We start from the raw sequence: 13,525 nt of genomic DNA, 5'->3' as shown, positions 1-13,525 counted from the left end.
TACAATACAAACTAATGAATGTATCAGTACGTTATCAGATTCGTGGCCAGTCAAGCAATGCGATCGCGGCGAGTATCGAAGATGCGATCCACGCGGGCCGCCTCGCGACCGGCGAGCAGTTGCCGACGGTGCGCGATCTCGCGCGCCGCCTGCACGTAAGTCCGACCACGGTCAACGCCGCGTACAATGCGCTGCGAGTGCGCGGCCTCGTGCGCGGCGCGGGCCGGCGCGGCACGGTAGTGAATCGCCGCCCGCCGCTGCTCACGCCCGCTGACGCCTCGCCGCCGCCAGGAGTGCGCAATCTCGCTGAGGGTGGGCCGGATCCCAAGTTGCTGCCGCCGCTCGGTCCGGCGATTTCTGCTTTGGATGCGGACCCAGGCCGCTATGGCGATACCGAGAATCTGCCCGAACTGGTTGAAGCGGCGCGCAAACAGTTCCGCGAAGATGGCATTGCCGTGGATTCGATCGCGGTGGTGAGCGGAGCGCTCGACGGCATCGAGCGCGTGCTGTCGAGCTACCTGAGCCCCGGCGATGTCGTCGCGCTCGAGGATCCGAGCTATACCGGCGTGCTCGATCTCATTGCGTCGCTCGGCCTCATCGCCGAGCCGGTCGCGATGGATGAGTTCGGCATGCTCCCGCGTGAACTCGATCGCGCGCTCAAGGCGAAGGCTAAGGCCTGCATTGTCACCCCGCGCGCACAGAATCCCACAGGTGCCGCGCTCGACCGCAAACGCGCAATGGAACTTCAGCGCGTTCTCGCGCGACATCCGGGGGTCGTTGTCATCGAGGACGATCACGCGGGGCCGGTCGCGGGCGCGCCTGCCTTGACGACGACGGCAGGGCTCGAGCGCTGGGCGATCGTGCGCTCGGTTTCGAAATCACTCGGCCCCGATCTTCGCCTCGCGACTTTGATCGGCGACGCGCGCACAGTCGCCCGCGTCGAAGGCCGCCTCAGGATAGGCCCGCGATGGGTCAGCCGGATCCTGCAGCGAATCGTCGTGAATATGTGGTCGGAGCCGAAAACCTGGCGCGCGATGAAGCACGCCGCCGACACCTACGCAGAACGCCGCCGCGCCATGATCGCGGCGCTCAACACGCACGGCATCGAAGCATACGGCCGCTCCGGTCTGAATGTCTGGATTCCAGTCGCAGAAGAAACCGCGATCGTGCAGGCCCTCGCGCGCAAAAGATGGGCCGTGCGCGCCGGCGAAATCTACCGCATCAAGAGCGCTCCCGGCATCAGAATAACGGTAGCATCGCTCGAACCCGCCGAGGCTGTCCGCATCGCCGCCGATTTCGCCGCCTCGCTACGCCCCCAAAGCCACGCCCGCCTCGCGTGATGATGCGCGCGTCAGGCAGGTGAGGGTTCTGGGTTGTTGAGATGCAGGCGAATGCTCACTCTGAGTGCGCGTTAATTCACTTTCGGCGGGCATCGGGCGATCCTGCACCCTCACCTGTTAGGCGCGCTTTGCGCGCCTAACCGCCCTCTCCCGTGACTTAACGTGAGAGGGTTTAAGAAGGTGAGCGCGCAAGTTTAGAATCGAGGGATCAACCCTTGGGCAGGCCGAGGACTCTTTCGCCTATGATGTTGTGTTGGATCTGATTCGTCCCGGCGTAGATTGTGGGGCCGCGGGCGGAGAGCATGCGGAACGACCACTTGCCCTTGTCGATTGCGAAGTCGGCGCCGAATTCGATTTGGCTGTAGGGGCCGAGCAGTTCCATCGCGTAGATCGCGATTCTTAGCGCGAGCTCTGTGCCGCACAGCTTCATCATCGAGCCTTCGGGGCCGGGCGGCAGGCCCTTCAACTGCCGCGTGAGCTGGCGATAGCCGGTGTACTTGAGCGCGAGCGCGTCGGCCGCGAACTCTGCCGCTTTCTGTCTCACGCCTGCGTCGTCCCACGCCGTGCTGCCGTTGCGCGGCACGCGCTTGGCGAGCTCGACCAGCTCATGCACCTCGCCCATGTAGCCTTCGCCGCCACCGCCGCCGCGCTCGAACATCAGCGTCGTGATTGCGACGTTCCATCCGTTGTTCAAACCGCCGACGAGATTCTTCTTCGGCACGCGTACGTCTTCGAAGAAAACCTCGTTGAAACCCTTCGACCCCGTGATCTGCACGAGCGGCCGCACGGTGATTCCCGGGCTACGCATGTCAACCAGCAGATAGCTGATGCCCTTGTGCTTGGGCGCCGCGGGATCGGTGCGGACGAGCAGGAAAATCAGGTCCGCATGCTGCGCCATCGAGGTCCAGACCTTCTGCCCGTTGACGACGAAGTCATCGCCGTCCTCGACTGCGCGCGTCTGGAGCCCTGCGAGATCGGAACCCGCGCCCGGCTCGGAATAGCCCTGGCACCAGACTTCCTCGCCCTTCAGGATCTTTGGCAGGTAGCGCGCTCGCTGCTCCTCGTCGCCCCAATGCATGAGCGTCGGGCCGAGCAGGCTGATGCCCATGCCGATGAACGGCTCGGCGAGCCCGAGACGATTCATCTCTTCCCGGAAGATGAGACGTTGCATTACGGTCGCGCCGCGGCCGCCATATTCCTTGGGCCAGTTGACGGCGACCCATCCGCCCTCGTTGAGCTTCTTGTGCCAGCGCACGCGGTCCTGCCATCCGTCGTCGGATTCCTCGGCCATCATATTGACGGAACCGGGTGCGTGACCCTTGTTGGCTTCGAGCCAGGTGCGCAGCTCTTTACGGAACGCTTCGTCTTCGGGCGTGTAGTTGAAATCCATCCGATGTCTTACCTCGTGAGATCGGTGGCCGCGACTATCAGCCCTTGGGCAGGCCGAGGACGCGCTCGCCGATAATGTTGTGCTGAATCTGATTGCTGCCGGCCGCGATCGTGCCGCCGCGCGACGCGAGCATCCTGAACAACCACTTGCCGTGATCCAGAGAATGCTCGGCGTAATACTCGATCTGGCTATACGGCCCGAGCAATTCCATCGCGAACAGCATCATGCGGTGATTCAGCTCCGTGCTGCAGAGCTTCATCATCGAGCCTTCAGGTCCGGGAGGCAATCCCTTGATACGCCGCGTGAGCTGGCGATAGCCGGTGTAGCGGAGCGCGTTGGCTTCGCAATAGAACTCGGCGATTTTCTGCCGCACGCTGTCGTCGTCCCACGCGCTGCCGCCGTTGCGCGGCAGTCTTTTCGCCAGATGAGCGAGATCCTCGCAGGTGCCGGTCGCGCCGCGATCGCCGCCGCCGCCCGAGCGCTCGAACATCAGCGTCGTGATCGCGACCTGCCATCCCTGGTTCTTCTCGCCGACGAGATTCTTCTTCGGCACGCGCACGTCCTCGAAGAAGACCTCGTTGAAGCCCTTGTTGCCCGTCATCTGCACTAGCGGACGGACCGTGACACCGGGACTGTGCATGTCAACCAATAGATAACTGATGCCCTTATGCTTGGGCGCCTGGGGATCGGTGCGGACGAGCAGAAAGATCATGTCGGCGTACTGCGCCATCGAGGTCCAGACCTTCTGCCCGTTGACGACGAAGTCGTCGCCGTCCTCGACCGCGCGGGTCTGGAGCGAGGCGAGATCCGATCCCGAGCCGGGCTCGCTGTAGCCCTGGCACCAGATTTCCTCGGCCTTGAGGATCTTCGGGATGTAGCGCTGCTTCTGCTCCTCGTTGCCCCAATGCAGGAGCGTCGGGCCGAGCAGGCTCACGCCCATGCCGACCATCGGCGCCGCGAGGTTAACGCGCGAGAGCTCTTCGTTGTAAACGATCGTCTGCAGGACAGTCGCGCCGCGGCCGCCGTATTCCTTGGGCCAGTTGACGGCGAGCCATCCGCCCGAAGCGAGCTTCTTCGCCCATGCCACCTGTTCGTCCCAGGCTTCCTTGGTCTCGGTCGAAAAGATGTCGCGCGGGCGCGGAGCGCCACCCTTGTTGGCCTCGAGCCACGAGCGGAACTCCTGGCGAAACGCTTCATCCTCGGGCGTGAAATCGAAGTCCATGATATTTCCCCATCGAGGCACTCGCGCGGCCGGCGCGAAAAGTCCCCGCGTTCAAAGTTAGCGCTACTAGCCCGACCGCTAACCTAAAACATCGGGGCCATCCGCGCCAAGCGCCGGTTTGACAGTCCCGCGAGGATCGATGAAGCTCGTTTCGCGGCGATGGATATCAAGATCGAACTGCCGGACGGAGTTTTCGACACGCAGTTCCCCGAGGCCGAATTTGTCGGTCGGATGCGCGAGCTAGCGATTTTGGAGCTCGTGCGCGCCAGGCGGATTCACGAGCACGAGGCGGCCCAGGCGCTCGGCTGCACGCGATGGGAACTGGTAGAGAAAATGAAGGCGGCAGGAATCGCATCGACCGAGGACCTCTTTGCCGAGATTCGCGGTGGACTGGTCGATGCGATCGCGGCGCGCCGTAAACCAATTCGGCGAAAGGACAACTGACATGCGCTTACTGCATACGATGCTCCGGGTGAACGACCTCAAGGAATCGCTCGATTTCTACACCAGCAAGCTCGGGATGAAGCTGCTGCGCCAGCAGGATTTTCCGAGCGGCGAATTCACCCTGGCTTTCGTCGGCTACGACAACGAGGATCACGGCACCGTGGTCGAGCTCACCTACAACTACGGCAAAAACAAGTACGATCTGGGTACTGCCTTTGGACATCTTGCGGTAGGCGTGCCTGACATCTATAAGGCGTGCGACGAGTTGCGTAACAGCGGCGTGAAGATTACGCGCGAGCCGGGACCGATGGCCCATGGGACGACGAAGATTGCCTTCATCGAGGATCCCAACGGCTACAAAATCGAGTTGATCGAACGCCGCTGAGAGATAGCCGCAAAATCAAAAGCGGGGGCGACTCGCGTGGGGAGGCGCGATTACCATGAAGGCTGCTGCATTTCATGCCGTCAATGAGATGACCCTGCTTGACGCGCCCGAGCCTGTACCGGGCTCGGGGGAAGTTGTTCTGAAGGTTCACAACTGCGGAATCTGCGGCTCCGATCTGCATCTGGTACAGCATGGGCTGGCGATGCCCGGCACCATCATGGGCCACGAGTTCTGCGGCGAGATCGCGGAACTCGGCGCGGGCGTGCGCGATTTCAAGATCGGCGAACGCGTAACCGCTCTCCCGTACATCTCGTGCGGAGAATGCGATCACTGCCGCACCGGCGATGCGATGCATTGCCGGCACATGCGCTCACTCGGCCTCGGTCATCTTCCCGGCGCATACGCCGAGTACGTGCTGTGCGGCGAGCGCAGCCTGCTGCGCCTGCCCGACCATGTAAGCTCCCGAGAAGGCGCGCTGGTCGAGCCGCTCGCGGTGGGATTGCATGGCGTAAACCGCGCCGTGATCAAACCGGGCAAGGGATGCCTGGTGATGGGCGCGGGGCCGATAGGTCTCGCGACTCTCTTGTGGGCCAAGGCGAAAGGCGCGGGACCGATCGTTGTATCGGAATTGGCGCCGGGCCGCGCCGAGCTCGCAATGAAGCTCGGCGCCGACGCCGTCATAAATCCGCATGACCATAACGCGATCCACATCATGCGCGAGTTGATCGGCCATGATCCTGCGCTGGTATTCGAATGTATCGGCGTGAAGAGCACCTTGATGGAGGCGGTGAAGTTCGTCGCGCGGCACGGGCAGATCGTCGTGATCGGGGTGTGCCTCGAATCCGACACGATCACGCCGCTCAACTGCATTGGCAAAGAAGTGCGGATGGACTTCGCGATGGCCTACACGCACGCTGAGTTCCAGGACACGGTCGAGGCGCTCGCGAACGGACTGATCGACGCCAAGCCGATGATCACCGACGTCATCGAACTCGCGCAAATCCCCGCGATGTTCGAAGCGCTGCGCACCCCAGGCTCGCAAGCCAAGGTAATGGTCGAGTTTCCGTACTAGGGTTGGTTCGGAAAAAGTTCGCGGAAATTGCCCGCCGTCAAGTCGGCGCGTTGCGCGCCTTCGACGCTGCAGAATGGAAGCGCGGGAAGAGCGCGCATCTCAGCGGGGGGCAGGGACGCCCGCCCGACTATATTCAGGCAGATCGCCTGCGCAGGCGCACTACTTCGCCGGCATCGATTCTGCTGTCGACGCGGTCTCGGTTCGCACTCGAGGAGCATTCGCGGCGACGAGCTTCTGGCTGATCTCGGAAGTCCAGTGATCCGGCTCGTCGGCCCACAGATCGCGCAGGTATGGCGCGACTTCTAGGCCGAAGAGGCGCGTGTTTTCGGCGCCTACTTCCTCGGGAAGATTGCCCATGTGCGGCGTCGCGATTAGCTGGCCGACGCGCAAATCCTTGATCAACTCGCGCAGGCGCTGGCGCACACGCTGCGGCGTGCCTGCGATGATGTAGCCCTTCTCGTCATACTCCCAGAAGCTCATTTCGCCGCGGCCCGCGCGCAGACGATCTTCGGCCGTGAGCTTGCTCTGGCCGACCTTCAACTGCTCGCCCATCGATTTCATCGAGCGAATCGTCGTGTAGCCGGGAGGATTCAGAAAGCCCATGCTCGGCGCGCCGTTGCGATGAAAATAGCGAACGGCCTCGTAGTACTGCTTTTCGGCTTCAGCATCGGTGTTGGCGACGCATACGATTTGCGTGAACGCCATGCGATGCGGATTCATCGTGCCGCCGCGTTTGGCAACGTATTCCCAGAACGCATCGACGAGTGGCTTCGATGAGTAGAGGCCGGAGAACGACAGATGGCCATAGCAGTAGTCGTTGTCGATCACGAGGTCCCAGGTCTCGACGCTGCCGCCTCCGCCCGGAACCCAGACCGGCAGTTTCTTCTGCACCGGCCGCGGCCAGATATTGACGTAACGAAGCTTGGTGTATTTGCCATTGAACGCGAACGGCTCAGGCTCGCTCCACGCGCGCAGGATGAGTTGGCGCGCTTCCTCGAAGCGCTCGCGCATCTCGACCGGCGTCATGCCGTACGCGAATGTCGAGTCCATCGCGGTGCCGAGCACGAATCCCGCAGTGAGACGTCCGCCGGAGAGGCAATCGATGTAGGCATACTCTTCGGCGATACGGGTCGGCGGGTTGTAGAGCGCAAGCGAATTGCCGACGATCGTGATGGCCGCGTTTCTCGTGGTCGAGGCGAGGCTCGCCGCGAGCAGGTTGGGCGAGGGCGTCACGGCTAGCGGAGTCTGATGATGCTCGTTGACGGTCAGGCCGTCGAAGCCGACTTCGTCAGCGAGTTGCATCAGGCGGATGAACATCCGGTACATCTCGCCAGCCTTGCGCGGATCGCAAAGATGCGCCGGTGGCGTCACCCACGCGGACGGATACTTCTCCCGGAAATCATCCGGCAGATGCGGATAGGTGACCTCGGCAAACCAGTGAAATCGCATGCGCGCGCTCCTCGCCTGCCGGCCGCATCGTAATGATCCGGCAGTCTGCCGGCGATCCTAGTTGGAACCGGTAGTAAGCGCCAAACGCTTCGTAGCTATCCAATGATCGATCGCGGACCAACGTTCGCGTTCGATGGGTTGAGAACTGCCTTCTGAAAAATAATAGGGCGGGCAGGGACGCCCACTCCACTGTGTTTTGGATCTGACTTCTCCGATCGGATGGCCGCCATCCTTCGGTCATTCTAATGTTGCGGGGTCTGGTTCCCGGGCGGCCTTCGATTCGGGTACTGTTCTGATCGCGTTGGCGCTCTCGAGATAGGGTTTGTCCGGAGATAAGAAAGCGCGACCTACTTGAAGTGGCGGAGGTACATGTCGAAGCCGAGCAGGACGACTTCCAGGACCAGCAGACCGACGATCGTGATCTCCAGCCATTGGCCGCCGAAGTACCATTTGTATTCCGCGATGCGATCGGTCGCGCCTTCGTAGAGATCTTCGCAGGCTTCGAGGCGGTTTGAGAATGCTTCGAGGCGGTCCTCTACATTTGCTTCTTCGCAGAGGCGCGTCATGAGCTGCTTCGCATCGCGAGGCAGGTCTGACGAGGGGATCGTGAGCTGCGGCTCGAGGCGCGCGTAGCTAAGACGCATGCGATAGAAATGTTCGATCAGCTCTGCGAAGCGCTGCCAATGCTTGCGATCTCTATGGCGAATTCGAAGGGCGTAGGACGCATCGAGTTGCGCCTGCGGTTCGCGGCTTTCGATCTCGCGCTCGAGCGCGCGCAGCTCGCCTTCATAGAAAGTGAAATCCGCGAGCGCCTTTGCGGCGGCATCGAATCCCGCGGGCGGACCTTGCACGATCGCGCGGCCGGGGCGCCATTCGATTTTCAATCCACACGCGGTGAACGTTATCGGACCCACGTCGCCGCTCGACATCCACGTGTCTCTGACTTTCTTCGTTTCCGCGGCTGCTTCGGTCGGTATCATAGCGAGGAGAAGCTCAGATTTCTCCGAAATCGTCGCGTTCGCATCGAAGTCTTCCTCGATTGCGATGCAGTTCCGCGGATTGCGATACTCGCGCAGTTGCCGCAATCCGGGCTCCGCCTCAGCGATAAACGTTAGGCGCTTGAAAACGGCCGATGCGCCGCGCGCCGACGCGATCTCGGCGACTTTGTGAATTGCCGTGCTCATGACGCTTCAGCCCTCGCCGCGGCAGCGACAGGCATCTCGGGAAGGGGCTCGGTCGCCTGAACCTGTGTGGCTGCAGCGGGTGTCGACGCGACGCTAAGGCGTGCCTGGTTGCGCAGATCGTCTGCGATGAACTCCGCGACAACATCGGCCGAGTCGAGCACGCCGTTAATCGTCGAATCGAAGAGATAGTCCCCGACCACGAACAGCTCGCGATGATTTTCAGGCTCCGGCAGGTGGCGCGAATCGGGCTCGCGCGCCGGGTAACCACCGGGCAGGCCATTTACCGCGCCAGCGAAGCGATGCACGCGGCCTTCGCGTAGATACTGGCGCGCGTCGTCGCGCAACGAAGTGGGTAGCGAGTCGAGTACCGCGTCGATGAGCACCGCGTCGGCGAGATTGCTCATCGCCAGCGCCGCGTCGCCCGCCAGCAGCCATCCGAGCACGCCGTACGGACTGTCCGCGATGCGCGAGCTTTCGTCATAGACGCAGCATCCGCCGAACGCGTCGAGCATAAAGTACGATTCGCGGAGCTGCGTGCGCCAGAACGGGCGCTCAAACAGCACGCTCACGCGCAGGTAGTGCGCGGGGTAGTCGTAGAACTTGTGATGCCGATGCATCGCGTCGCCGAGCGTCGCGCCACCGAAGTTGACGAGCGGTAACCAGTTGTTAGGCAACGCCACGACGACATAGTCGAAGTTATCGCTCCGGGCCTCGCCATGACTGCGCGACGAGATGCGATAGGTGCGATCGGCGCCGCGTTCGATTTTCGTGACTGGATGATTGAGCCTGACCTGCGCGCCGATTCGTTCCGCGAGCGCGCGCGGCAGCCGCTCGATTCCGCCATCGATGACGTAGAGCCGCATGTAGTCGGCTTCGTTCATCAGGTAGTTCTGCAGCCCGTACATCGCGTTGGTCAGATGAGGCTCGGTGGCGAGGTCGCTGTGCACCGCGACTTCGACATAGCGGCGGACGTTGTCGTCGCCGACTTTTGCCAGCAAATCGCGAAAGCTCGCGCGCGACAGCGAATCCTTGTTGTCGGCTTTCCAATCTGATTCGTAGTATTCGGCCGGGCTAATCGCCGCGCGCGCCATCGAGTTGAACTTGTTGAGTGCGTTGAGCGCGGACGGTCCGAACTCGCGCGCGATATCGGTTTGCGAGCGCAGGATGCGATCGCCGATTATCACCGCGCGACCGTCGATATTGGTGACGCTGAGTCCGAGCTCAGAAATCAACTCGCGCAGCGGATCGGGTCCGAGCTGCGAATAGTCATACAACTCGGCCGCGCCCGCTTCGTAACGGACGGGCGCCGACTCAAATTGACGTGTGATGATTTTGCCGCCCAGCCGCGCGCTGGCTTCGAAGATCGTGATGTCACATGGCCGCGGCGATCTTCGTTCGAGCATATAGGCCGTCAGCAGCCCGCCCAGACCTCCACCCACAATCCCCACTCGCATCCGATTCACAAAGTACCCCTCTTGCGCCGGCAGTTGAAAAGCATGCGTAAAATACGGTGACCAATCCGCTATGGTTGCATGCAGCCGGCATCGCTAGTGATTGTACACGGGCGCGAATCCGCATGTCAGAGGCCTTTTGCGCAATTCTGCGGCTTACGTGATTTCGCCACGGCAATGCGGCGAGGGGCGGTTTAGAGCGGCTAAAGACCGAGAAATCTGCCGAGTGCCGCCTGAGATTCAGCCTCGAGCATCGACGGCGCGTGGCCGACCCCGGAAATCTCGACCACCTCGACGCCCTCGTGCGTCGAGCGCATCAAAGCCGCCGTCCGCGCCGAGAGGATGTCGCTCGTGGCGCCGCGGAGGACCAGGATCGGCGCCGTGATTCGCGCGAACGGCACCCACAAATCCAGCCGCTGCTGCGCGGTGCCGCCGCGGATCGGCCGTCGGATCGCGGGGTCGAGCTTCCACACGAGACCGCCCTCAGGCGCGGGCTTCACGGACCATTGCACCTGCTCCTGCAACTCGTTTTCCGGCAGGTTCGCAAGCGCGGGATAGTTGGCGCGATAGTACGCCGCGACCTCGGCAATATCGGCGAAGCGCTGCGGAGCCTCGCCGAAGTATGCAGTGATCCGCGCCGCACCGGCGGGATCTATGTCGGGTCCGATGTCGTTGAGCACCAGCTTATCGACGCGATTCGACCATCCACCCGCGTACATCATCGAGATCGTGCCGCCCATCGAAGTGCCGATAAGCGTCAGACGCTGGATGCCAATCGCGTCGAACATTTGCGCGGCATCGTTCACATAATGCTGCGGCAGATATTCCGTGGGCGCGCCCCATGCGCTGTCGCCGCGGCCGCGCACGTCGAGCGCGATCACGTGATACCTGGCCGTGAGCTTTGGTGCGAGCCGGTCGAAATTGTGCGCATTGCCGGACAGCCCGTGAATACACCCGAGCCATGGCAGCCCGTCGCCGCCATGATCGAGATAATGCAGTCGAAGGCCGTTCGCTTCTACGAATTTGTCGGTAGCCATTGAAGATGTTCCTGCGGGGATCAGGCGGCCGCGACCGGCTGCGCCACTTCGACAATCTTATCCGGAACGATGACGAGGCGCCGGCCGTCGCGGATGATCATACCTTCGCGCTCGAACTCAATGAGTTGCTCCGTCGTGCGCTGGCGCGATGCTCCCACCAGTTCGGCCAGGTCCGCATGCGTCAGCTTGAGCGTGACCAGAGTGCCGCGCGAGTCCTGCACACCGAACTTCGAAGCGACCTCGAACAGCGCACCTGCCAGCCGCTCGCGCAGTCCCATCCCGACGAAGCCGGAATAGCGGATGATCATGCTCCACCATCGCCCGACCGTCATCTCGAGCATCTTGCTCGCGCGATCGAGCGGCACGCCGAGGACCGTGTCGACGAATATCTCAGGCTTGAATGCCGCCGCGGTGCAATCGGTGAAGGCCTCGCAATGAAAGGTGCGCGTCGCTTGCGGCAATAGCGAGGTGAGGCCGAAGACCTCGCCGGGGCCGAGCAAACCTACGAGCACGCGCTGCTCGCGATTCTGAATGAGCTGAAGTTTCGCAGCGCCGGAGAGCAGAATATAGATACGCGTCGATTCGTCGCCCTCGGCAAAGATAGAATTGCCACGCATAGCTCGGATAAGTGCGGCTTCCGCGGCCAATCTGTTTATCTGCTCCTGATTGAGCCAGGAAAGCGTCCGTAGCCTGCTAAGGATACGAGGATCGATTGCCAATCCGACGCCCATGATCCCTACCTAGCATAGTCGGCGCTGATGTCGCCAAGGTGACCGATTCTGCAACTCTTTAAGCCGTATTGCCTGAATTGTCACCGCCGCGACAAGTGTAAGTAACACTAATGCTTGCCCTAGCCCGTGCATTACTGTTTCTTTAGTGAGGTCGATTCAACAACTGTTCAACAAGGTTCTTTCGGAGGTAATTGAAGTGGCTAACCAGGTTTCAAACGGAACTCCGATCAAAGGCGCTCCTGCTGTCGAGACCTCGCCAGTCGCTTCCGCGCTCGTCAAGTTTGCCGAGGCCGCCCTGGAGCTGCCCGTGACTGCGGCCAAGCGTTTGGTGTCGCAGGCCGATGAGCGCCAGATGTACGAGGCGGGATGGAAAGCCTACGACGCCCTGGTCGATGTGGCGAACGAAGCGACCAAGCAGCTCTATACGAATCCGCGCTTCGGCGAGGTCGCGGGTCGCTCGCTGGACACTTTCGTGCGATGGCAGCGCTTCTCCAATGCGGTCGCGGGCGCGTTCTTTTCGTCGCTGTGGCCGACGGTGGGACTGCCGACCGCCAACGAGGTCGAAGCGGTGCGCGAGGATATCCGCTCGCTGCGCGAGGAGCTCTCAGCAGCTCGCGCGGCGGAGCAGGCCTCTCGCCAGGTCGAGATTCGCCGCCCGACTCGCGAGCACATCACGTCGCCGATCATCCCCGCGACCAGCGTCGGCGTTAACCAGGTTTCGGTGTGGGCGGGATGGCCGATTCCGGAGGCTCTGAACGATGTCCGCAATTAGCGCTGTCGCCTCATTCTGGATGGAAGGTGCGATGCGCACGCTCGACGCGGTGCGCGCCGGCTTCGGCATCCCGATGGACGATCCCGAGCCCGCGACGCCCTCGCGCGTGATCTTCGAGTCAGGCCTCGTGCGCCTGCGCTGCTACGAAGCGCGCGGCACGGCGCGCCGCACGCCGATCCTGCTCGTGTACTCCCTCATCAAGCGGCCCTTCATCCTCGATTTGCAGAAGGGCAGGAGCGTCGTCGAGTTTCTGGTTAACCAGGGCTTCGACGTTTATCTGATCGATTGGATTCCGCCGCGGCAGTCCGACAAATGGCGCGGGTTCGATGCCTACGTGAATATCGATATCCGCAATGCCGTGCGCGCGATCCAGATCCACAGCGGCATCGAGCGCATCTCGATCCTCGGCTACTGCTTCGGCGCGTTGCTTTCCGTGATGTACGCTGCGCTCCATCCGAACACGGTGAGCAACCTGATTTCGCTCACGATCCCGTTCGACTCGAGCAAGCGCGATCTGCCGATTGAGCATCTGAGCGCCACGATGAGCCAGGCGAGTGCTGAGGCGATCGCGTCGATCTACGGCAATCTGCCGGCCAACATGATGAACTCGTTCTTCAACACGCTGGCGCCCGCGCATCACGCGCTCGACAAGTTCGTCGGCGCTTATCGCCAGTCGTCGCGGCCGGGGTACATCGACACCTTCCGCCTCTTCGAGCGCTGGCTGCATAGCGACGTGCCGATGGCAGGGAAGATCTTCGTCGAGAGCGTCGAGATGACGAAGACCAATTCGCTGATGAACGGGATGATGAAGCTCGGCGGCGCGACCGTCGACCTGAGCAAGATCGTTTGCCCGATTCTCAACGTGATTGGCGACCACGACGATATCGTCAATCCCCGCGCGAGCGAGCCGCTGCTCGACAAGGTCGGCAGCGCCGACAAGTCGGATCTGCATTTTCCGACCGGGCACATGGGCGCGGCGATTAGTTCCGATTCGTTAAAACGGCTTTGGCCGCAGATTGCCAACTGGCTATCCGCGCGTGATTTATAA

Annotated in this window: 13 protein-coding genes; 6 read left to right on the top strand and 7 right to left on the bottom strand. The window is 62.1% G+C overall.

Annotated features, from left to right (window positions below; genetic code table 11):
- Nucleotides 1-14: 14 nt before the first annotated feature.
- The gene (locus VMA09_14025) at nt 15-1,340 is read left to right on the top strand and encodes an aminotransferase class I/II-fold pyridoxal phosphate-dependent enzyme (GenBank protein HUA34720.1); all 1,326 of its coding nucleotides are present in this window, start codon (nt 15-17) and stop codon (nt 1,338-1,340) included.
- A 208-nt stretch (nt 1,341-1,548) separates the two neighbouring features.
- Here the strand turns inward: VMA09_14025 and VMA09_14020 are convergent, their stop codons facing one another.
- Together VMA09_14020 and VMA09_14015 are read right to left on the bottom strand one after the other, a co-directional pair.
- Nucleotides 1,549-2,730, bottom strand: coding sequence for an acyl-CoA dehydrogenase family protein (locus VMA09_14020; GenBank protein ID HUA34719.1), 1,182 nt, complete (start codon nt 2,728-2,730; stop codon nt 1,549-1,551).
- Nucleotides 2,731-2,767: 37 nt separating this feature from the next.
- Nucleotides 2,768-3,952, bottom strand: a complete 1,185-nt coding sequence (locus tag VMA09_14015) for an acyl-CoA dehydrogenase family protein (GenBank protein HUA34718.1) — start codon at nt 3,950-3,952, stop codon at nt 2,768-2,770.
- A gap of 159 nt (nt 3,953-4,111) precedes the next feature.
- On the opposite strand from VMA09_14015, the gene VMA09_14010 reads away from it, so the two are divergent.
- From VMA09_14010 to VMA09_14000, 3 genes are read left to right on the top strand one after another with little or no spacing between them, the layout of a single operon-like run.
- The gene (locus VMA09_14010) at nt 4,112-4,396 is read left to right on the top strand and encodes a UPF0175 family protein (GenBank protein ID HUA34717.1); all 285 of its coding nucleotides are present in this window, start codon (nt 4,112-4,114) and stop codon (nt 4,394-4,396) included.
- Nucleotide 4,397: 1 nt separating this feature from the next.
- Complete coding sequence (gene gloA, locus VMA09_14005) at nt 4,398-4,781, top strand: lactoylglutathione lyase (GenBank protein ID HUA34716.1); 384 nt, start codon at nt 4,398-4,400, stop codon at nt 4,779-4,781.
- A 55-nt stretch (nt 4,782-4,836) separates the two neighbouring features.
- Nucleotides 4,837-5,853, top strand: coding sequence for an alcohol dehydrogenase catalytic domain-containing protein (locus VMA09_14000; protein HUA34715.1), 1,017 nt, complete (start codon nt 4,837-4,839; stop codon nt 5,851-5,853).
- Between the two features lie 159 nt (nt 5,854-6,012).
- Here the strand turns inward: VMA09_14000 and VMA09_13995 are convergent, their stop codons facing one another.
- The 5 genes from VMA09_13995 to VMA09_13975 form a co-directional block, all read right to left on the bottom strand.
- On the bottom strand, nt 6,013-7,302 hold the full coding sequence (locus tag VMA09_13995; GenBank protein ID HUA34714.1) for an LLM class flavin-dependent oxidoreductase: 1,290 nt from the start codon (nt 7,300-7,302) through the stop codon (nt 6,013-6,015).
- A 347-nt stretch (nt 7,303-7,649) separates the two neighbouring features.
- Entirely contained in the window at nt 7,650-8,486 is an 837-nt protein-coding gene (locus tag VMA09_13990) for a hypothetical protein (protein ID HUA34713.1), read from the bottom strand.
- Nucleotides 8,483-9,940 (bottom strand): FAD-dependent oxidoreductase, encoded by a 1,458-nt coding sequence (locus tag VMA09_13985; GenBank protein ID HUA34712.1) that lies wholly within the window; start codon nt 9,938-9,940, stop codon nt 8,483-8,485. The genes VMA09_13990 and VMA09_13985 overlap by 4 nt, the downstream gene beginning before the upstream one ends.
- Nucleotides 9,941-10,140: 200 nt before the next feature.
- Nucleotides 10,141-10,974, bottom strand: coding sequence for an alpha/beta hydrolase (locus VMA09_13980; protein HUA34711.1), 834 nt, complete (start codon nt 10,972-10,974; stop codon nt 10,141-10,143).
- Between the two features lie 20 nt (nt 10,975-10,994).
- Nucleotides 10,995-11,591, bottom strand: coding sequence for a Crp/Fnr family transcriptional regulator (locus VMA09_13975; protein ID HUA34710.1), 597 nt, complete (start codon nt 11,589-11,591; stop codon nt 10,995-10,997).
- Between the two features lie 310 nt (nt 11,592-11,901).
- On the opposite strand from VMA09_13975, the gene VMA09_13970 reads away from it, so the two are divergent.
- Together VMA09_13970 and VMA09_13965 are read left to right on the top strand one after the other, a co-directional pair.
- On the top strand, nt 11,902-12,477 hold the full coding sequence (locus VMA09_13970) for a hypothetical protein (protein HUA34709.1): 576 nt from the start codon (nt 11,902-11,904) through the stop codon (nt 12,475-12,477).
- A complete protein-coding gene (locus tag VMA09_13965) occupies nt 12,464-13,525 on the top strand; it encodes an alpha/beta fold hydrolase (GenBank protein HUA34708.1) in 1,062 nt (353 codons plus the stop codon). Before VMA09_13970 ends, VMA09_13965 begins: the two co-directional genes overlap by 14 nt.

Source organism: Candidatus Binataceae bacterium (assembly GCA_035508495.1).
GTDB lineage: Bacteria > Desulfobacterota > Binatia > Binatales > Binataceae > JASHPB01.
This window is presented reverse-complemented; position numbering and strand designations above follow the sequence as displayed.